The organism is Streptomyces sp. NPDC052020 (assembly GCF_040680575.1).
GTDB lineage: Bacteria > Actinomycetota > Actinomycetes > Streptomycetales > Streptomycetaceae > Streptomyces.
Genome location: NZ_JBFAWY010000027.1, coordinates 24,513 through 44,112, shown reverse-complemented (window position 1 = coordinate 44,112; position 19,600 = coordinate 24,513). Strand labels below are relative to the sequence as shown.

Below are 19,600 nucleotides of genomic sequence, written 5' to 3'. Positions count from 1 at the left end.
GGATCAGGGCCGGTCGTGGACCTCGCGATGCGCCCCGGCCAGCTCCGCGTACATCGTCCCGTTCAGCGTGACGCCCTCGCGCTCCTCGTCCGTCAGCTGCCGCTTCACCTTCGCCGGCACGCCCGCGACCAGCGAGCCCGGCGGCACCCGCATGCCCTGCGGGACCAGGGCCTGGGCGGCGACCAGGGAGCCGGCGCCGATCACCGCGCCGTTGAGGACGGTGGCGCCCATGCCGATCAGGCAGTCGTCCTCGATGGTCGCGCCGTGCACCACCGCGTTGTGCCCGATGGAGACGCGCTCGCCGACGGTGACGGGGAAGCCGGGGTCGGCGTGGAGGGTGCAGTTGTCCTGGGCGTTGCTGCTGGCACCGACCGTGATCCGCTCGACGTCGCCGCGCAGTACCGCCCCGTACCAGACGCTGGCCCCCGCGTGCAGCGTCACGTCCCCGATCACCGAGGACGTCGGCGCCACGAACGCCTCCGCGTCCACCTTCGGTTCCTTGCCGCCGATGCCCGTGATCAGCGCGTTGTGCGTCATCATCGCCTCCTGGTCGGGTGATACACCGCACCGTACGCCACTCGGTGGGGTGAAGATCACAGGGCCGGGGGCGCTGCGGCGCACCGCGCGCTGAGTACCGTAAGCGGGTGCCGAAGCCCAAGAACACGTTCTCCTCCTGGCGGCGCCGCCTCGCACAGCGCGCCGTGCACGCGGGGTGGGCCTGGGTGCAGCGCACGGGGTCCGTCACCGCCGAGCACCCCGGCGGCTTCCGCTTCGGCGCGCTGGGCACCGGCACCCGGCTCGCCTTCCCGCTCGGCACGGTCTTCGGTGAACCGTGGATCCATCTGGGCGCCCACTGCATCATCGGCGAGCAGGTCACCCTCACCGCCGGGCTGATGCCCGACCTCGACCTCGGCCCCGAACCGATCCTGCGCGTCGGCGACGGGGTCGTCCTGGGCCGCGGCAGCCATGTCATCGCCGACACGACCGTCACCATCGGCAGCGACTGCTACTTCGGGCCGTACGTCTACGTCACCTCCACCAACCACTCCTACGACGATCCCCACGAGCCCATCGGCAAACAGTGGCCCCGGATGGAGCCGGTGTCGATCGGGCCGGGCTGCTGGATCGGCACCGGAGCGGTGATCCTGCCCGGAGCGCGGATCGGACGGAACGTGGTGGTGGCCGCGGGCGCCGTGGTCCGCGGCACGGTGCCCGACCACAGTGTGGTGGCCGGCGCCCCCGCCCGGGTCGTACGGCGCTGGACCCCGGCCGACGGCTGGCAGCCGCCGCTGCGGACCCCGGCGCCGGTGCCGATCCCGGAGGGGATCACGCCGCAGCAGCTGCGGGCGCTGGCCGACGCGGCGGCCGGGGAGCCGGCGGCGCGCCCGGCCGGGGCCGAAGCCGAGGCGTGACCGCCCGGCCGGGACCGGGCCCCTGGATCAGCCCGCCGCCAGCAGGACCGTGCCCGCCAGCGCGAGCCCCGCGCCCGCCGTCTGGACGGCGCGCAGCCGTTCGCCCAGGAAGCCGCGTGCGGCGAGCGCCGTCACCACCGGGTAGAGGGAGGCGAGTACCGCGGCGGCCGTGACCGGGCCGTGCTGGGCGGCGACGGAGTACGTGCCGTTCGCCGCGACGTCCGCGAGGCCGACGAAGGCGAGCGCCGGGAGCGAGCGCCACGGGAAGCCCTCCGGCGGGAGGGCGGCACCGCCGCGCCGCACGGAGGCGCCCAGGGCCGCACCGCCCACGACGACGTTGGTGACCCGCTGCACGAACAGGGCGAGGAACAGGCCGGTGACCGTGGTCGACGCCTCCGCGATCAGGGCCATCACCGCGCCGAAGCCGAACGCCGCGACCAGGGTGAGGATCACCGCCTGCCGCTGGACCGGCGCACCCCGGAACTGCGGGCCGCCCGCGAGGACGACACCGGCGACGGCCACCAGGATCCCGGCGAACTGGAGCGGCCCCGGACGCTCGCCCAGCACCAGACCCACACCGACCGGGACGGCCACGCCGAGCGAGCCCAGCGGGGAGACGACGCCCATGGGGCCGAGGGCGAGCGCCTTGTAGAAGGCGAGCATCGCCACCGGGCCGACCAGGCCGGCGCCCACGGCGAACCACAGCCGCGGTCCCGCCTCGCTCCAGGCCCCGGTGGCCACCACGATCGCCCCGAGCACGGCGACCGCGACGCACTGGGAGACGACCACCACGGTGAGGGCGGGCGTGCGCCGGCTCAGCAGCCCGCCGCCGAAGTCGGCCAGACCCCACAGGAAGCTCGTGGCCAGTGCGAAGAGCGCGGTCATGGGAGGGCTGCCTCGCAGTACAGTTCAGTGAACGATCGGGTGCACCACACCATAGTTCAATCAGTTGCACTGTGTCATACAAAATAATGGACGGAATGTGTCGGACCTCGACCTGCTGACCCAGTCCCTGGCGCGCAACGTCAAACGCTGTCGCACCGAGCGCGGCTTCACCCTGGACGCGCTCGCCGCCCGCGCCGGGGTCAGCCGCGGCATGCTCATCCAGATCGAGCAGGCCCGCACCAACCCCAGCCTCGGCACGGTCGTCAAGATCGGCGACGCCCTGGGCGTCAGCATCACCACCCTGCTCGACTACGAACAGGGCCCGAGGGTCCGCGTCGTCCCCGCCGAGCAGGCCGTCCGGCTCTGGCACACCGGCGCCGGCAGCTACAACCGGCTGCTGGCGGGCACCGAGGCGCCCGGGCCGCTGGAGATGTGGGACTGGCGGCTCATGCCGGGCGAGAGCAGCCCGTCCGACCCGCACCCGGCCGGCACCTTCGAGCTCGTGCACGTCACGGCGGGCGAGCTGACCCTCACCGTCGACGGCGTGGCCTACCGCGTCCCCGAGGGCGCGAGCGCCTCCTTCGAGGCCGACACCCCGCACGGATACGGCAACGACGGCGACGTGCCCATGGAGATGATCATGGCCGTCTCGGTCCCGCCCGTGCGCTGAGACACCCGGCCGTGGGACCGCCCGCTGTTGCTAGCGTGCGGCCATGCACGCACCCATCGGACACTTCGACAACGCCCGGCCCGCACCCGACTGCCTCGGCGAACTGACCCGCCCGGTCGCCGACGCGGTGCGCCACTGGCGCGGCAGCGTCCCCGCCGACCAGATCGTCTACGTCGACACCGACCCGCGGTGGGCCGACACCGCCACCTTCGTCGAGCACTACGGCCGCGAGCTGCTCGAACAGTCCGCCAACTGTGTCGTGGTCACCGGCAAGCGCGGCGGCGAGACCACGCTCGCGGCCTGCGTGGTGCTCTCGACCACCCGGGTCGACGTCAACGGGGCCGTCCGCCGGCACCTGGGCGCCCGCAAGGCGTCGTTCGCCCCCATGGACACGGCCACGGGACAGACGGGCATGGAGTACGGCGGCATCACCCCGGTCGGCCTGCCCGAGGGCTGGCCGGTCCTGGTGGACCCGGCCGTCGTCGACCTGCCGTACGTCCTCGTCGGCAGCGGACGCCGGCGCGGCAAGCTGCTGGTGCCGGGCAAGGCGTTCGCCGAGCTGCCCGGAGCGGTGGTGCTGGAGGGACTGGGCGTCGCGTGACGCCACGGCCGGCCCTGTCCTGACCTGCCCTCACCCAGCGCGCCGGGTCAGTAGTCGGCGTCCTTGCCGATGTACAGGTCGGCGAAGGCGGCCGCCGCCGCGGGGGAGGCGAGCAGGCGGCGCAGCCGGGCCAGCGTGGTGCCGGCGCGGAACGGGTCGCCCGAGGAGGCGCCGTGGAACACGTCGGACAGCCACAGCGAGAACTCCTGGTACTGCCACACGCGCCGCAGACTCGCCGCGCCGTAGTCCCGCAGGCCGCGCTCGTCGCCCGTGGTGAGCCGGGCGGCCAGCGCGTCGCCCAGCAGGAAGGCGTCGTGCAGGGCCAGGTTCATGCCCTTGGCGGCGATCGGCGCGGTGAGGTGGGCCGCGTCCCCGGCGAGGAAGAGCCGCCCGGACACCATGGGCTCGACCACGTAGTTGTGCATGTCCAGGACGCGCTTCTCGATCAGCCGTCCCTCGGTGAGCGGCTCGGCGCCGGTGGCGGCCAGGCGCCGGCGCAGCTCGGTCCACACCCGCTCGTGCGGCCAGTTCCCCGGGTCGTCACCGGACGGGCACTCGAGGTAGTAGCGGGTGACCCTCGGGCTGCGGGCCATGTGCGCGGCGAAGCCCCCGGGATGGATGCCGAAGACGACGCAGTCCGAGGACGGCGGCGCCTCGGCCAGCAGCGCCAGCCAGCCGATCCCGTAGTCGTGCCGCGAGGTCCGCTCCGCCGGCAGCGCGGTCCGCGTCACCCCGCGCGCCCCGTCGCACCCGGCGACGAAGTCGCACTCCACCACCCGCCGTTCCCCCGTGTCCGCGCACCGGTACGACACCGCCGGCCGGTCCGTGCCGAGGTCGTGCGGCCGTACGTCCCGCACGCCGAAGGCGATCGCGCCGCCCCGCACGTCCGCGTACTCGCGGACCAGCTCCGTCACCAGCAGCGGCTGCGGGCAGACGAAGTGACGGTGACCGGTCAGCTCGGTGTACCGGAACCGGTGCCTGCCGCCGTCGACCCGGAACTCGCACTCGGTCTGCGTCGGCGCGCGGCCCAGCAGCTCCTCCGCCAGGCCCCGCCGCCTCAGGCCGCGTACCGCCCACTCCTCGACGAAGCCCGCGCGCGGCCGCTGCTCGATGAACTCCCGGGTCTCCGCCTCCAGCACCAGGCAGTCGACGCCCGCGGCGCGCAGGATGTTGCCGACGGTCAGCCCGGCCGGGCCCGCGCCGACGATGACGACCGGGAAGTGCCGCCGGGCACCGGCGGGGGCGTGGGAGGAGGAGCGGGAGGTCATCCGGGCATTATGGCGGGCCGCACCGGCGGCGGGCACGCGGGTGCGCCGCCCTGTACCGGTCGCGTCCGGCCGCGGCGGGCCCCCTCGCACCGGGGCGTGGCGAGCCGGGCCGGGCGCACGACCGCGGCCGGCGGCCCCCGCTCGGGGCGGTCAGCCCAGGCGCGGAATCTCGATGGCCGGGCAGCGGTCCATGACCATCTCCAGGCCGGCGGCCCGGGTCCGCGTGTAGGCGGCCTCGTCGACGACTCCGAGCTGGAACCAGACCGCACCGGCGCCCTTGGCGACCGCCTCGTCGGCGACCGCTCCGGCCAGGTCGCTGTTGACGAACACGTCGACGACGTCCACGTCGAAGGGGATGTCCGCGAGGGAGGGGTACCCTCGCTCGCCGAGCACCGTCTCCGCCTTGGGATGCACCGGCACCACGCGCTTGCCGAAGCGCTGGAGCACCCCGGCGACGCCGTAGGCCGCGCGCCGCTGGTTGGACGACAGGCCCACCACGGCCCACGTGTCGCCGAGCTCGGTGAGGATCTTGCGGACCGTTGCCTCGTCGCCGTACACCGGCGGCCTCCTCGCACTGTGGACACGCTGTCGCCGGGACAACGCCGGGCGGGCGTGCCGGATTCCCGGCAGGCCCGCCCGGCCCCCGCGCGGGCCGGCGCCCGGCCCAGCCCCCGTAGGCTGGCCGGATGCAGGACGAGTACCGCACCGTCGCCCGCGCGGGCGTGCACGAGACAGAGATCAACCGCTCCCGTTTCCTGTGCGCCCTCGCCCCGGCGGCCACCGAGCAGGAGGCGCAGGAGTTCATCGCGGCCGTGCGCAAGGAGCACGCGGACGCCACGCACAACTGCTGGGCGTACGTCATCGGCGCCGACGCCGCCGTCCAGAAGGCCAGCGACGACGGCGAACCCGGCGGCACCGCGGGGGTGCCCATGCTCCAGATGCTGCTGCGCCGCGACATGCGGTACGTCGTCGCCGTCGTCACCCGCTACTACGGCGGCGTCAAGCTGGGCGCCGGCGGACTCATCCGGGCCTACGGCGGGACGGTCGGCGAGGCCCTCGACGCTGTCGGCACGCTCACCCGCCGCCGGTTCCGCCTGGCCACGGTGACCGTCGACCACCAGCGGGCGGGCAAGCTCCAGAACGACCTGCGGGCGACCGGGCGCACGGTACGGGACGTGCGCTACGGCGAGGCCGTGACCATCGAGATCGGCCTTCCGGACGCCGACGTGGACGCCTTCCGCGCCTGGCTCGCGGACGCGACCGCCGGGACGGCCGGATTCGAGCCGGGCGGGGAGGCGTACGGGGACGCCTGACCGGGCGGGCGCGCGGCGGGCCGGCCCTAGCGGGCCGGTGTCAGGTCGCCGGTGAGCGGCACGTCCGGGAGCCCCTCGTTGGCGACGACGGCGAGGCGGGGGCCCTGCGGGCCGGGGTGCCACTGCCCGCCGGCCAGGCGCAGGCGAGCGACGTTGGGGGTGGGGCCGCCGGTCCAGTCGAGCGGGCCGGCGATGGTGTCGAGGCGGGCGCCGGCGAGGGCCTCGGCGACGGAGGCGCGGTCGGTGGGGTCGCCCGCGGTGGCCAGGGCGTGATGGGCGGTCTCCAGGAGGGCGTGGGCCACGCCCAGGGGCTGGAGCCAGCACTCGCCGGTGTCCTGCCGGTAGGCGTGCGCGAGGTCGGCGCAGGTGCTGCCGTCCAGGCTGGAGCGGTAGGGGTGGCCGGGGCTCCAGTAGACCAGGGTGGCCACGCGCGCGTCGGCGAGCTCGGCGTGGACGTCCGGGGCGGGCGTGGTGTGGGTGTGCGGGTAGGTGAGCCAGCGCGAGCAGGTGATCAGCCGGGGCCGCAGCCCCGCCCGGCGGGCCTGGCGGTGGAAGAGGGCCAGGTCGGTGGCGGTGGCGGCGCTGGTGATCACATCGACCCCGTGCTCACGCATCCGGTCGACCTGGGTGTCGAAGCCGTCGGCCGGCTCCCGGTAGGGGCCGAGGTCGACCAGGGTGTGCCCGCGCGCGGAGGTCACCGGGGCGAAGCCGTACCGGTCGTCCCGCAGCAGGGTGCCCTGCAAGTCGTCGTTCCACAGGCAGCCGACGGTGTGCCGGCCTTCGAGGCGCTCCCACAGGGAGGCGAAGACGGCGGCGATGTCGTCCAGGCCCCACGCGAAGTGGTAGGTCCAGCGGAAGCGGTGCGCGGGGTCGGCGCCGCGGGCCCGGACGTACGCCTGCCAGGGAAACGTGGTCGACAGGCACGGCACCCCCAGCTGCTCGCAGGTGTCGGCGACGGCGGGCAGCACCCGGCTCCCGGCCATGGTGAGCACGAGGCCGGCCTGGTCGGCGGTGGCCAGATCGCGTACGGCCTGCCGGGCCGCCTCCGGGTCGGAGCGGCTGTCCCGCACGGCGATCGTCACCTCGTGACGGCGACCGCCGTTGTCCACGTGCCGCAGCCGGGGCGCCAGCGCGCGCAGCACGTACGCCAGTGGCTTCCCCAGCGGGGCGAGCCGCCCCGTCAGCGGCGCCACCACACCGATGCACAAGCGCGTCGACGACATCTCCACCTGTACCGCCTGCCTTCCGTCGTTCCGCGTGCCGGGGATCCGGTGGCCGCCGGGCGGCGTCACCGGCCGGCCGGTTCAACCGGGGTAACGACGCCGCGGCTGATCGGCCATGGGATCGGCGCGGCGAATCGCCGGGGCGGCCCGGCCGGAGCCGCCGTGCGCCCGACGTAAAGGGCATACCAGGCATAAAGGGTACTCCGGACGGCGGTCGGGCTCCGCCGGGTGCGGACGCGTACGCGGGCCGGGTTCCGGTGGCGGCGGTCCGCCCCGCCGGGCCGGGCGGCCACCGGAGCGCGGGCGGCGGGCCCGCCCCCGTCCCCCACCATGGACCGCCCTATCACTTCCGAGGATCACAACCACCTTCCCCTCCCCTCTAATGGGAGGCGAGCCGACGGGGGAGTCGGAGGACGGCCGATCCGGTCCGTACCCGACCGGACGAGGGCAGGGGGTGACCACGGTGCGGGCTTCGAGGTTCGTCGCCACGGTGACGCTGTCGATGTGCGCGGTGTCCGTGGCGGGCGGCTGCGGGCACGGCCCGGGCGGGGACGACACGGGGCGGACGCGGACCGTGCCCCGGTCCGTCCGGGCCCAGGACGATCTGCTCAAGCGCGCCGAGTCCACGCTCGCGGAGCGCTGTCTGAGGCAGCGGAAGGTGGCGCTCGCGCCGCCCGGGGCGGCGGACGGGGCCCGGCCGGGCGGCCGTACCGCCCAGGCGGCCGGGGCGCAGCGCCGGTTCCCGTACGGGATCGACGACCCCGCCTGGGCCGCCGCACACGGCTTCGGCAGCGCCGCGGAGACCGGGCGCCACAGCGGCGCCGCCGCCCGGGAGTCCGCGCCGCGGCCCCGGGGCGAGGCGGCGCGGCGACAGCAGCGGCTCACCGACGCGCTCTTCGGCACCGGCCGGCGCGAACTGTCCACCCGGACGGCGACCGGGCTCGTCGTCCGGGCCCACAGCGACGGATGCCTCGCGTCGGCGCAGCGCCTCCTCTACGGCGACCAGGCGCGCTGGTTCCGTGCCACGGTCGCGGCCAACAACCTCGAAGCCGCCGCCCACCACCGCGTCACCCGCGACCCGGCCTACCGCGCCGTGCTCGCCCGCTGGGCCGACTGCGTCGCCCCGGTGTACAAGGCCGCGGACCCGGATGAACTGCGCGGGGCGTGGCAGCGCCGCGCCCGGGACCTCGCACCGCGCCAGGCCGCGGCGCTGCAACGGCGGTACGCCGTGGCCGAGGCACGGTGCGTACGGAGCACGGGCCTGGCCGGCACCGGCACCCGCCTGGAGAAACGCCACACGGCCGGCGTACGGGCCGAGTACGCCGCACTGATCGCCGACCACCGGCGGATGCGCGAGCGAGGTCTGCGCTACGCCGTCCGGCACGGCCTCTGAGACGACGCCGCCCGCCCGGTGACACCGGGCGCGGCCGTCGGGCCGGGGCCGCTCCCCGGGCATCCGCCCCGGCGCGGCACCCCTCTTCTGCTCTTCCGCCTTCCGCTCACCTTCGCGGACCGCACCGCGCGGCGGTACCGCGCGCCGCATCGCGGCACCGGACCCCCGGGGGCCGGACCGGCCGACCGGCCGGCCACCGGGTACGGCGAGCGCGCCCCGTCTGGGCCACTCGCTCCCGCCCACCGCACACCACCCATCACCGGGGTCGCCCGAGGCACGGCGATCCCCAGCGAAAGGACCGACACCATGCGCAAGATCATCGCCACCTCGGCCGGCCTGCTCCTCGCCGCCGGTGCCACCCTGGCCGCCGTGCCCGCCACGGCGCAGGCCGCCCCCTGTGCCCGCGGCAGCTTCTGCGCCTGGACCGACGCCAACTTCGGCGGTCTGTCCGTGAGCTGGACCGGCGACGACGGCTGGTGGGAGGGCAACATCGCCGACCAGGACAGCTCGTGGGCCAACCACGGCATCTCCGGGCCCGGGATCAAGGACCACGTCAAGGTCTACGCCAGCGCCTGGCAGGGCGGCGGGGTCACCATCTGCCTCGCCCCCGGCCAGGAGGTCGGCTACAACCCGGGCGCCAACGACCGCGGCGACTCCCACACGTGGACCTCCCGCTGCTGAACGCGCCAGGAGACCGGCCCGCCGCCCGGGGCACCCCCGGGTGGCGGGCCCTGTCCGCGTCCGGGCTCCGTTCCGCCCGCCTGAGGGCAATGGGGGAGCAGGTGCGCGTGGAGGTTACCGTGGTGGGTGCCGACAGCGCGGGCCGTGCGGGTCCGGCGCTGAGCCAGGGGGCCAAGTAAGGAGAAACATGCGGGTCGGAGCGGTGCTGTGAGGATTCTGCACACGTCCGACTGGCATCTGGGCCGGGCGTTCCACCGGGTGGGCATGCTCGGGGCCCAGGCCGATTTCGTCGAGCACCTCGTCACCACCGTGCGGGAACGCGAGGTGGACGCCGTGGTCGTGTCGGGTGACGTGTACGACCGGGCGGTGCCGCCGCTCGCCGCGGTCGAGCTCTTCGACGACACCCTGCACCGCCTCGCCGCACTCGGCGTGCCCACCGTGATGATCTCCGGGAACCACGACTCCGCCCGCCGGCTCGGCGTGGGCGCCGGGCTGATCGGCCGGGCCGGCATCCACCTGCGGACCGAGCCCGCGGCGTGCGGCACCCCGGTGGTGCTGGCGGACGAGCACGGGGAGGTGGCCTTCTACGGGCTGCCCTACCTCGAACCCGCGCTGGTGAAGGACGAGTTCGGTGTCGAGAAGGCGGGCCACGAGGCCGTGCTCGCCGCCGCCATGGACCGGGTCCGCGCCGACCTCGCCGCCCGCGCCCCCGGCACCCGGTCCGTCGTCCTCGCGCACGCCTTCGTCACCGGCGGGGAGCCCAGCGACAGCGAGCGGGACATCACCGTCGGCGGGGTGGCCGCGGTGCCCGCCGGGATCTTCACCGGCGTCGACTACGTGGCGCTCGGCCATCTGCACGGCTGCCAGACCATCACCGAGCGGATCCGCTACTCCGGCTCCCCGCTGCCGTACTCCTTCTCCGAGGCCGGTCACCGCAAGAGCATGTGGCTGGTCGACCTCGGCGCCGGCGGCTCGCTCGGCGCGGAGCGGATCGACTGCCCCGTACCGCGCCCGCTGGCCCGCCTGCGGGGAACGCTGGAGGAACTGCTCGCCGACCCCGCGCTGGCGCGGCACGAGGAGGCGTGGGTCGAGGCGACGCTCACCGACCCGGTGCGCCCGGCCGACCCCATGGCGCGGCTCACCGAACGGTTCCCGCACACCCTCAGCCTCGTCTTCGCCCCCGAGCGCGCCGCCGGGGACCCCGAGACCTCCTACGCCCGGCGCCTGGCCGACCGCAGCGACCAGGAGATCGCCGAGGACTTCGTCGCCCATGTGCGCGGCACCGGGCCCGACGCGCGGGAACGGGCCGTGCTGCGGGACGCCTTCGACGCCGTGCGCGCGGACGACGCCGTGCGCGAGGTGGCGTGATGAGACCGTCGTACGCGGTGGACGGAACGCAGCGGACGCCGGTGGGGCGGCCGCACACGGCGGACGCGGGGGAGGCCCGATGAGGCTGCACCGGCTGGACATCACCGCCTTCGGGCCGTTCGGCGGTTCGCAGACGGTCGACTTCGACGAGCTGTCGGCGGCCGGGCTGTTCCTGCTGCACGGCCCCACCGGCGCGGGGAAGACCTCCGTCCTGGACGCCGTGTGCTACGCGCTGTACGGCGCGGTGCCCGGTGCCCGGCAGAGCGGCCAGGGCATGACGCTGCGCAGCGATCACGCCGCGCCCGGCGTCCGCACCGAGGTGCGGCTCGAACTCACCGTCGCCGGGCGGCGGCTGGAGATCACCCGGCAGCCGCCCTGGGAACGCCCCAAGAAGCGGGGCACGGGCACCACCGTGGACAAGGCCCAGACCTGGCTGCGCGAGCACGACACCGCGGCCGGCACCTGGAAGGACCTCAGCCGCTCCCACCAGGAGATCGGTGAGGAGATCACCCGGCTGCTCGGCATGAGCCGCGAGCAGTTCTGCCAGGTCGTGCTGCTGCCCCAGGGCGACTTCGCGCGCTTTCTGCGCGCCGACGCCGAGGCACGCGGCAAGCTGCTCGGCCGCCTGTTCGACACCCGTCGTTTCGCCGACGTGGAGAAGCGCCTCGCCGAGCGGCGGCGCGCCACCGAGGCGCGGGTGCGGGACGGGGACGCCGCGCTGCTCGCCGACGCCCACCGCATGCAGCAGGCCGCGGACGGCTTCCTTGAGCTGCCGGAGCTCGCGCCGGGCGAGCCGGGCCTGGCCACGGCCGTGCTGACCGCCGCCGCCGTCGCGCGCAGCACGGCCCGGGAGCGGCTGACCGCCGCCCGACTGCGCCTGGCGGCGGCCGAGTCGGCCCGGGCCGCCGCCGAGCGCCACCTGGCGGAGGCCCGGGAGCGGGACCGGCTCCAGCGACGGTTCGCCGAGGCGCGGGAGCGGGCCGAGCGGCTGGCGGAACGGGCCGGAGCCCACCGCGAGGCGCAGGCCCGCATGGAGCGCGCCCGCAAGGCCGGGGCGGTGGCGCCCGCCCTGGAGCTGCGGGAGGCCGCCGACCTCGAACACCGGCGGGCCGCCGCCGCGGAGGCGGGCGCGCGCGCCGTACTGCCGGGCACCTACGCGGACGCCGGCGCCGCCGGGCTGGCCGCCGCCGCCCGCCGGACCGCCGAGGAACTGGGCGGACTGGAGTCGGCCCGCCGGGCCGAGCGGCGGCTGGCCGAACTCGACGCCGAGCGCCAACTCCTGGACCGGCAGGAGCGCGCCGACGAGGACGCCCGGCACGAGGCGGAGACCTGGCTCGCCGGCTGGGAGGCGGTCCGCGCCGGGCTCCAGACCCGTATCGACACCGCGCAGGAGGCCGCCACCCGCGCCGAACAGCTCGGCGTACAGCGGGAGCCGGCCCGGCAGCGGCTGGCGGCGGCCCGGCGGCGCGACCGGCTGGCCGCCGACGCCGACGACGCCCGGAGCCGGGCCCTGGCCTCCGCCGAACACGCCGTCGAGGCCCGCGCCCGCTGGCTCGACCTCAAGGAACAGCGGCTGAGCGGCATCGCCGCCGAACTGGCCGCGAACCTCGCCGACGGCCAGCCGTGCGCCGTGTGCGGCGCCACCGACCACCCCGCGCCCGCCCGCAAGGTGGACGGGCACGTCGACCGCGAGGCGGAGGAGCGCGCCCTCGCCGCCTTCCAGCGCGCCGAGGAACAGCGCGCGCGGGACGAACGCCACCTGGGCGCCGTACGGGAGGAACTGGCCGCCGCCACCGCCGAGGCCGGGGACACCCCCACCGGCCGGCTGGCCGAGCAGGCCGAGGAGCTGGAGCGGGCGTACGCGCGGGCGCGTGCCGCCGCCTCCGGGCTGCACGCCGCGCAGGAGGAACTGCGCCGGGCGGAGGCGGAGCGCGAGGAGCGCGTCGCCGCGCGGCAGCAGGCCGCGGTCCGCGCCGCCTCCCGGGTGGGCCACCGCGAGCGGCTGGACCGGGAACAGGCCGCGCTGGAGGAGGAGCTGGCGACGGCGCGGGGCGCCGCCGGCAGCGTGGCCGAGCGGGTCGCGCAGCTGGAGCGGCGGGTCGCCGACCTGACCGACGCCGCCGAGGCCGCCCGCGCGGCCGAGGACGCCGCCCAGCGCCTGAAGGACGCCGACGCCCGCCTCGCCGACGCCGCCTACCGGGCCGGTTTCGACACCCCGCGGGACGCGGCCGACGCGCTGCTCGACGATGCCGCGCACCGCGCACTGCAACGGCGGCTCGACGCATGGCAGACCGAGGAGGCCGCGGTCCGCGCGATCCTCGCCGAGGCGGACACCGCTGCCGCCGCCGGGCAGCCGCCCGCCGACCTCGCCGCCGCCGAGCGGGCCGCGGCCGACGCCGACCGGCGGGTACGCGACGCCGCCTCCGCCCGCGACGCCGCCCAGCGGCGCTGCGCCGAGCTCGACCGGCTCTCCGCGCGGGCCGCCGCCTCCGCGCGCCGCCTGGCGCCGCTGCGCGAGGAGTACGACCGCGTGGCCCGCCTGGCCGCCCTCGCCGCCGGCACCTCCGCGGAGAACGAGCACCGCATGCGCCTGGAGTCCTATGTGCTGGCCGCCCGCCTGGAACAGGTGGCCGCCGCCGCGACCGTACGGCTCCAGCGCATGTCGTCCGGCCGCTACACCCTCGTCCACTCCGACGGGCGCACCGGGCGCGGCCGCAGCGGTCTCGGCCTGCACGTCGTCGACGCCTGGACCGGCCGCGAACGCGACACGGCGACCCTGTCCGGCGGCGAGACGTTCTTCGCCTCCCTCGCCCTCGCGCTCGGGCTCGCCGACGTCGTCACCGACGAGGCGGGCGGCGTCCGCCTGGACACCCTCTTCATCGACGAGGGCTTCGGCAGCCTGGACGACCAGACCCTCGACGAGGTGCTGGACGTGCTCGACTCGCTGCGCGAGCGGGACCGCAGCGTCGGCATCGTCAGCCACGTCGCCGACCTGCGGCGGCGCGTCCACGCCCAGCTGGAGGTCGTCAAGGGACGGACGGGATCGGTGCTGCGGCAGCGGGGCGCGGGCTGAGGCGGGTCAGCGGCCGAGCGGGCGCCGGGGGAGCGGGGAGGAGTACACGACGCTGGTGGTCACCGAGCCCAGCGCGCCGATCCGGCCCGCCACCTCCTCAAGGTGCCGCATCGAGCGGGCCGCGACCTTGATGACGAAGCAGTCGTCGCCCGTGACGTGGTGCGCCTCCAGGATCTCGGGGGTGGCCGCCACCAGATCGTGGAAGGGCTTGTAGTTGCCGTTGGGGTAGCGCAGGCGTACGAAGGCCAGGATGGGCAGGCCCAGCCGGTCCGGGTCGACGATCGCCGTGTACCCCCGGATGACGCCCGCCTCCTCCATGCGCCGCACGCGCTCGGTCACCGCGCTCGCGGACATGGACACGGTGCGGGCCAGCTCGGCGAAGCCGGCCCGGCCCTCCCGCTGGAGGACGTCGAGGATGCGCCAGTCGGTGGCGTCCGGGGTATACGCGGTCATCCCCGAGGAATAGCAGGGGAATCACCGGCCGATCAAGGACAGGGCCGTGGATCGTCCCTTCTGCGAGCGGATCACCGCTCGTAGATTTCCGGACAGGACCTCCCGCCGACGAAGGGCAGCACCATGAACACCGCGACCATCACCGCGGCCAACCCCGTCCTGCGCGTCGCCCCGGCCGCCCCGGCCGACGCCGCCGCCTACTTCCGCGCCGCCCTCGCCTTCCACGCCGACGCGTCCGACGTCGCCGCCGCGCTCGCGGCCGGCGGTGACCCGGGGTTCGCCGTCGTCGACTCGCGCTCCACCGCCGCCTGGGACCAGGGCCACGTGCCCGGCGCGGTCCACCTGCCCACCGCGCTCATCCCCGAGCAGGCCGAGCGGCTCCTCGACAGATCCGTGCCGGTCGTGACGTACTGCTGGGGCCCCGGCTGCGACGGCGCCACCCGTGCCGCCCTCGCCCTGGCCGAACTAGGCTTCCGGGTCAAGGAGATGCTGGGCGGCTTCGAGTACTGGGTGCGGGAGGGTTTCGAGTTCGAGACCTGGCGGGGCCGCGAGCGCCGTCCGGCCGACCCGCTGACCGCGCCGGCGGACGCGCACGACTGCGGCTGCTGACCGGGCTGCCCGGGCCCGGCGCCGCCCGTACCGGCACCGGGCCCGGCGGCCACGCGCCGCCGATAACCGTGTGCGCCGCTCCCCGGAGTCGATCATCATGGGTGTCCATGCCACGACTTCCGCATCCCGACCCCACAGAGCTGCGACGCGACCGGCTGCCCCTGCGCGGCCGGACCGCCCTCGTCACGGGTGCCAGCAGACGCGACGGCATCGGGCACGCCGTCGCCCGGCGGCTGGCCGCGTACGGCGCGAGCGTGTACCTCCACCACCATGTGCCGCACGACGCCGCCATGCCCTGGGGTGCCGACCGCATCGACGAGGTGATCGCCTCCGTACGCGAGGCGGCCGGCGACACCGGCGCGACCGTCGCCCACGGGCCCGGCGACCTCGCCGATCCGGCCGTGCCCGCCGAGCTCGTCGCCCGGGCCGCCGACGCGCTCGGCGGACGGCTCGACATCCTCGTCGCCAACCACGCCCTCAGCGGCTCCGACGGCCCGCTGGAGGCCCTCGACGCGGCGATGCTCGACGCCCACTGGGCGGTCGACGCCCGCTCGGTGCTGCTGCTCGTCCAGGCCCACGCCCGGCTGCGGGCCGCGCTGCCGCCGCGCACCCCGGGCGGGCGTGTGGTGATGATGACCTCGGGGCAGGACAAGGCGGGCGGCATGCCCGGCGAGATCGCCTACGCGCTCCAGAAGGGAGCCCTCGCCTCGATCACCCGCTCGCTGGCGACGGCGCTCGCCGAGTACGCGGTCACGGTGAACACGGTCAACCCCGGCCCCGTGGACACCGGTTACCTCACCGGCGAGACCTACGACGCCGTCGCCGCCCGCTTCCCCGCCGGACGGTGGGGCGTGCCCGACGACCCGGCCCGCCTCATCGCGTGGCTCGCCACGGACGAGGCGCACTGGATCACCGGTCAGGTCATCGACTCCGAGGGCGGCTTCCGCCGCTGACCCGCGGCCGGATCACAGCCGCGACAGCTCGTCCACCAGGTCGTCCAGTCCCAGGGAGCCCTGGGACAGGGCGGCCATGTGCCAGGACTTCAGGTCGAAGGAGTCTCCGTGCCGCTTGCGCGCGTTCTCCCGGCCCAGCAGCCAGGCCCGCTCGCCCAGCTTGTAGCCGATGGCCTGCCCGGGGATGGTCAGATAGCGGGTCAGCTCGCTCTCCACGAAGTCCGCCGGGCGGCTGCTGTGCGCGCCGAAGAACTCCTGCGCCAGCTGTGGCGTCCAGCGCTCGCCCGGGTGGAACGGCGAGTCCGCCGGGATCTCCAGCTCCAGGTGCATGCCGATGTCGACGATGACCCGGACCGCCCGCATCATCTGCGCGTCCAGGTAGCCGAGCCGCTGCTCGGCGTCGGTGAGGAAGCCCAGCTCGTCCATCAGGCGCTCCGCGTACAGCGCCCAGCCCTCGGCGTTGGCGCTGACCATGCCGATGGACGCCTGGTAGCGGGAGAGGTCCCGGGCCACGTGCACCCACTGCGCGAGCTGGAGGTGGTGGCCGGGGACGCCCTCGTGGTACCAGGTCGAGACCAGGTCGTAGACCGGGAAACGGTTTTGGCCCATGGTCGGCAGCCAGGTGCGGCCGGGACGCGAGAAGTCCTCCGAGGGCGGCGTGTAGTACGGCGCCGCCGCGCTGCCGGGCGGTGCGATGCACGACTCCACCTTCCGGACCCGCTCGGCCAGGTCGAAGTGGGTGCCGTCCAGCGACTCGATCGCCTGGTCCATCAGGTTCTGAAGCCAGTCGCGGACCTCGTCGACGCCCTCGATGTGCCGGCCGTGCTCGTCCAGGTGCGCCAGCGCCGCCCAGGGGGTCGGGGCGCCCGGCAGGATCTTCTCCGCCTCCCGCCTCATCTCCGCGAGCAGATGGTGGTACTCGGACCAGCCGTACGCGTACGCCTCGTCCAGGTCCAGGTCGGTGCCGTTGTAGTAGCGGGACCAGCGGGCGTAGCGCTCCCGGCCCACCGTGTCCGGGGCGCCCTCGATCGCCGGGGCGTACACGTCGCGCATCCAGTCCCGCAGCCCGGCCACGGCCGCGGTCGCCGTGCGGGCGGCCTCGTCGAGTTCCGCGCGCAGCGCCTCGGGACCGGCGGAGGCGAAGTCCTCGAACCAGCCGCGGCCCCCGCCCGTGTCGGCCCACTCGTCGAGCTGCCCGATGAAGGTGGCGGTCGGGCGCGGCCCCCCGTACAGCTTGCGCTCCAGGCCGAGCGCGAGCGACTCCCGGTAGCCCGCCAGCGCGGCCGGCACCGCGCGCAGCCGCTCGGCGACCGCCGCCCAGTCCTCGTCCGTCGCCGTGGGCGTCACGGTGAAGATCTCCCGGACGGAGTGCGCCGGGGTGCCCATGTTGCCGACCGAGCGCAGCCCCTCCTCGGCCTCGTGCACGGCGAGTTCGGCGGTGAGCCGCTCGCGCAGCAGCCGGCCGCAGCGCCGCTCCGCATCGCTGTCCGCGCCCGGCCGGCGCTCCGCCTCGTCCAGCTTCGCGAGCGTCGCCCGCGCCAGCCGGGCCAGCGCCTCCTGCCCCGCGGGCGAGAGGTCGGGCAGACGGCTGGAACTCTCCCGCACGCCGAGGTACGTACCGGTGACCGGGTCGAGGGCGATGAGCTCGTCGACGTAGGTGTCGGCGACTTCACGGGGCAGCGGGCTGTTTGTCTCTGACATGCGCACATCCTCGTACGGACCCGGGTGCCGCGTCAGCACGATAGGGCCGGTTCGTCCGCCGGGGCGGCCGGATTTCGCTCAGGGCGAGCCCGGCTCACGGCGCGGACGGCGGCAGCAAGGGCCCGCAGTCCCACTGCTGGAAGATCAGCCGGGTCTCGACCCGCGCCACCTCCCGCCGGGCCGTGAACTCGTCCAGGACCAGCCGTTGCAGATCCGCCATGTCCGCGACCGCGACATGGACCAGGTAGTCGTCCGGGCCGGTCAGATGGAAGACGGTCCGTGACTCGGGCAGCGCCCGGATCCGCTTGACGAACGGTCCCACCAGCTCCCGCCGGTGCGGCCGCACCTGTACCGACAGCAGCGCCTGGAGGCCGCGCCCCAGCTTCGCCGGGTCCAGGCGCAGCCGATGACCGAGGATCACTCCGGAGCGGCGCAGCCGCGTCACCCGGTCCAGGCAGGTCGACGGCGCCACCCCGACCCGCGCGGCGAGCTCCCGGTAGGTCGTCCGGGCGTCGTTTTGCAGCAGCCGCAGCAGGTGGAGATCGACCGGGTCCAGTACGACAGAGTCGGCCATCGGGCGAACGTAGCACGGAGCCGGACCCCGGTGATCCGGCCGCCGTTCACCCTTCCGTCATGGACACGCCTATGACTTCGAGAGGGCGGGACACCGAGGCCGTGCACGCCGGCCGCGACGACCTCGCCCGGCGGGGACTGCACGCCCCGCCGATCGACCTGTCCACCACCTACCCCTCCTACGACAGCCGCCGCGAGGCCGCCCGCCTCGACGCCTTCGCCGCCACCGGCGCGGAGCCGGACGGCCCGCCCGTGTACGGGCGGCTGGGCAATCCGACCGTGGCCCGGTTCGAGACGGCGCTGGCCCGCCTGGAGGGCACCGAGGCCGCCGTCGCGTTCGCCAGCGGGATGGCCGCGCTGAGCGCCGTCCTGCTGGCGCGCGCCTCGCTGGGACTGCGGCACGTCGTGGCCGTGCGTCCCCTGTACGGTTGCAGCGACCACCTGCTGACCGCCGGGCTGCTGGGCACGGAGGTGACCTGGACCGACCCGGCGGGCATCACGGACGCGCTGCGGCCCGGCACCGGGCTGGTCCTGGTGGAGTCCCCGGCCAATCCCACACTCGCCGAAGTCGACCTGCGGGCCGTGGCCCACGCCTGCGGGTCCGTGCCGCTGCTGGTCGACAACACCTTCGCCACGCCGGTGTTGCAGCGCCCCGCCGAACAGGGCGCGCGGCTGGTGCTGCACAGCGCCACCAAGTACCTGGGCGGGCACGGGGACGTGCTCGCCGGCGTGGTGGCCTGCGACGAGGAGTTCGCCGGGCGGCTGCGGCAGGTGCGGTTCGCCACCGGGGGCGTGCTGCATCCGCTGGCCGGCTACCTGCTGCTGCGCGGCCTGGCGACGCTGCCCGTGCGGGTACGCGCGGCCTCCGCGAACGCCGCCGAACTCGCCCGCCGGCTCGCCGCCGACCCGCGCGTGGCCCGCGTCCACTACCCGCGCGTCGGCGGGGCGATGGTCGCCTTCGAGGTCCACGGCGACCCCCACGAGGTCATCGCCCGCGTCCGGCTCGTCACTCCGGCGGTGAGCCTCGGCAGCGTCGACACGCTCATCCAGCACCCCGCGTCCATCAGCCACCGCGTCGTCGACGCGGGCGACCGCCGCGCCGCCGGGGTGAGCGACCGGCTGCTGCGGCTGTCGGTGGGCCTGGAGGACGTCGACGACCTGTGGGCCGACCTGGACGGGGCGCTGGGACAGCGGCCGACGCCGAGGGCGCACCGGGAGGAGGCGGCGCGGAACTGACGCGGAACCGGCGCGGAGGCGAGGGGGACCGGGGGAACGCGGGAGAGCCGGGACCCGCGCACCGGCGGTACCCGGCCCCGCCCGGGGAGGTCCCCCCGGACCTCGCACATCGGCGCCGCCCGGCAGGCCGCCGCCCGGCAGGCCGCCGTCGCTCCTGGGCGCCGTGCCGGTCCGCGACGTGCGGCCTG

General features: G+C 75.6%; 19 protein-coding genes. 11 read left to right on the top strand and 8 right to left on the bottom strand.

Annotation, left to right across the window (positions count from 1 at the left end; all coding sequences use genetic code 11):
- Positions 1–3: 3 nt before the first annotated feature.
- Positions 4–537, bottom strand: coding sequence for a gamma carbonic anhydrase family protein (locus tag AB0L74_RS25010; protein WP_365656631.1), 534 nt, complete (start codon positions 535–537; stop codon positions 4–6).
- A gap of 107 nt (positions 538–644) precedes the next feature.
- On the opposite strand from AB0L74_RS25010, the gene AB0L74_RS25005 reads away from it, so the two are divergent.
- Complete coding sequence (locus AB0L74_RS25005) at positions 645–1,412, top strand: acyltransferase (RefSeq protein WP_365656485.1); 768 nt, start codon at positions 645–647, stop codon at positions 1,410–1,412.
- Between the two features lie 27 nt (positions 1,413–1,439).
- On the opposite strand, the gene AB0L74_RS25000 is transcribed toward AB0L74_RS25005, so the two are convergent.
- Positions 1,440–2,297 (bottom strand): DMT family transporter, encoded by an 858-nt coding sequence (locus AB0L74_RS25000; RefSeq protein ID WP_365656482.1) that lies wholly within the window; start codon positions 2,295–2,297, stop codon positions 1,440–1,442.
- A gap of 97 nt (positions 2,298–2,394) precedes the next feature.
- Between AB0L74_RS25000 and AB0L74_RS24995 the strand changes: the two genes are divergently transcribed.
- Positions 2,395–2,967, top strand: coding sequence for an XRE family transcriptional regulator (locus AB0L74_RS24995; RefSeq protein WP_365656479.1), 573 nt, complete (start codon positions 2,395–2,397; stop codon positions 2,965–2,967).
- Positions 2,968–3,010: 43 nt separating this feature from the next.
- Positions 3,011–3,568, top strand: coding sequence for a YbaK/EbsC family protein (locus AB0L74_RS24990; RefSeq protein WP_365656476.1), 558 nt, complete (start codon positions 3,011–3,013; stop codon positions 3,566–3,568).
- Positions 3,569–3,615: 47 nt separating this feature from the next.
- Here the strand turns inward: AB0L74_RS24990 and AB0L74_RS24985 are convergent, their stop codons facing one another.
- Together AB0L74_RS24985 and AB0L74_RS24980 are read right to left on the bottom strand one after the other, a co-directional pair.
- Entirely contained in the window at positions 3,616–4,836 is a 1,221-nt protein-coding gene (locus AB0L74_RS24985) for a 4-hydroxybenzoate 3-monooxygenase (RefSeq protein ID WP_365656474.1), read from the bottom strand.
- Positions 4,837–4,986: 150 nt separating this feature from the next.
- Positions 4,987–5,394, bottom strand: a complete 408-nt coding sequence (locus tag AB0L74_RS24980; protein WP_365656471.1) for a CoA-binding protein — start codon at positions 5,392–5,394, stop codon at positions 4,987–4,989.
- 128 nt (positions 5,395–5,522) lie between these two features.
- Here AB0L74_RS24980 and AB0L74_RS24975 point away from each other — a divergent pair, with 128 nt between their 5' ends.
- Complete coding sequence (locus AB0L74_RS24975) at positions 5,523–6,149, top strand: YigZ family protein (RefSeq protein ID WP_365656468.1); 627 nt, start codon at positions 5,523–5,525, stop codon at positions 6,147–6,149.
- A 26-nt stretch (positions 6,150–6,175) separates the two neighbouring features.
- On the opposite strand, the gene AB0L74_RS24970 is transcribed toward AB0L74_RS24975, so the two are convergent.
- Positions 6,176–7,372, bottom strand: a complete 1,197-nt coding sequence (locus AB0L74_RS24970) for an ABC transporter substrate-binding protein (protein WP_365656466.1) — start codon at positions 7,370–7,372, stop codon at positions 6,176–6,178.
- Positions 7,373–7,835: 463 nt separating this feature from the next.
- Between AB0L74_RS24970 and AB0L74_RS24965 the strand changes: the two genes are divergently transcribed.
- From AB0L74_RS24965 to AB0L74_RS24950, 4 genes are all read left to right on the top strand, one after another.
- Complete coding sequence (locus AB0L74_RS24965) at positions 7,836–8,765, top strand: hypothetical protein (protein ID WP_365656463.1); 930 nt, start codon at positions 7,836–7,838, stop codon at positions 8,763–8,765.
- A gap of 306 nt (positions 8,766–9,071) precedes the next feature.
- The gene (locus AB0L74_RS24960) at positions 9,072–9,446 is read left to right on the top strand and encodes a peptidase inhibitor family I36 protein (RefSeq protein WP_365656460.1); all 375 of its coding nucleotides are present in this window, start codon (positions 9,072–9,074) and stop codon (positions 9,444–9,446) included.
- Positions 9,447–9,653: 207 nt separating this feature from the next.
- Positions 9,654–10,814, top strand: coding sequence for an exonuclease SbcCD subunit D (locus AB0L74_RS24955; RefSeq protein ID WP_365656456.1), 1,161 nt, complete (start codon positions 9,654–9,656; stop codon positions 10,812–10,814).
- A gap of 79 nt (positions 10,815–10,893) precedes the next feature.
- Positions 10,894–13,887: an SMC family ATPase gene (locus tag AB0L74_RS24950; protein ID WP_365656453.1), complete on the top strand. Its 2,994-nt coding sequence runs from the start codon at positions 10,894–10,896 to the stop codon at positions 13,885–13,887.
- 6 nt (positions 13,888–13,893) lie between these two features.
- Here AB0L74_RS24950 and AB0L74_RS24945 read toward each other — a convergent pair whose 3' ends face one another.
- The gene (locus tag AB0L74_RS24945; RefSeq protein ID WP_365656450.1) at positions 13,894–14,340 is read right to left on the bottom strand and encodes an Lrp/AsnC family transcriptional regulator; all 447 of its coding nucleotides are present in this window, start codon (positions 14,338–14,340) and stop codon (positions 13,894–13,896) included.
- 123 nt (positions 14,341–14,463) lie between these two features.
- Here AB0L74_RS24945 and AB0L74_RS24940 point away from each other — a divergent pair, with 123 nt between their 5' ends.
- Both AB0L74_RS24940 and AB0L74_RS24935 read left to right on the top strand, forming a co-directional pair.
- Positions 14,464–14,949, top strand: coding sequence for a rhodanese-like domain-containing protein (locus AB0L74_RS24940; protein WP_365656447.1), 486 nt, complete (start codon positions 14,464–14,466; stop codon positions 14,947–14,949).
- A 107-nt stretch (positions 14,950–15,056) separates the two neighbouring features.
- The gene (locus tag AB0L74_RS24935; RefSeq protein WP_365656444.1) at positions 15,057–15,902 is read left to right on the top strand and encodes an SDR family oxidoreductase; all 846 of its coding nucleotides are present in this window, start codon (positions 15,057–15,059) and stop codon (positions 15,900–15,902) included.
- 12 nt (positions 15,903–15,914) lie between these two features.
- Here AB0L74_RS24935 and AB0L74_RS24930 read toward each other — a convergent pair whose 3' ends face one another.
- Together AB0L74_RS24930 and AB0L74_RS24925 are read right to left on the bottom strand one after the other, a co-directional pair.
- Positions 15,915–17,603, bottom strand: a complete 1,689-nt coding sequence (locus tag AB0L74_RS24930; RefSeq protein WP_365656441.1) for a DUF885 domain-containing protein — start codon at positions 17,601–17,603, stop codon at positions 15,915–15,917.
- Between the two features lie 94 nt (positions 17,604–17,697).
- Positions 17,698–18,177 (bottom strand): Lrp/AsnC family transcriptional regulator, encoded by a 480-nt coding sequence (locus AB0L74_RS24925; protein ID WP_365656438.1) that lies wholly within the window; start codon positions 18,175–18,177, stop codon positions 17,698–17,700.
- A gap of 71 nt (positions 18,178–18,248) precedes the next feature.
- Here AB0L74_RS24925 and AB0L74_RS24920 point away from each other — a divergent pair, with 71 nt between their 5' ends.
- The gene (locus AB0L74_RS24920) at positions 18,249–19,412 is read left to right on the top strand and encodes a PLP-dependent transferase (protein ID WP_365656435.1); all 1,164 of its coding nucleotides are present in this window, start codon (positions 18,249–18,251) and stop codon (positions 19,410–19,412) included.
- The last annotated feature ends 188 nt before the right edge of the window (positions 19,413–19,600 follow it).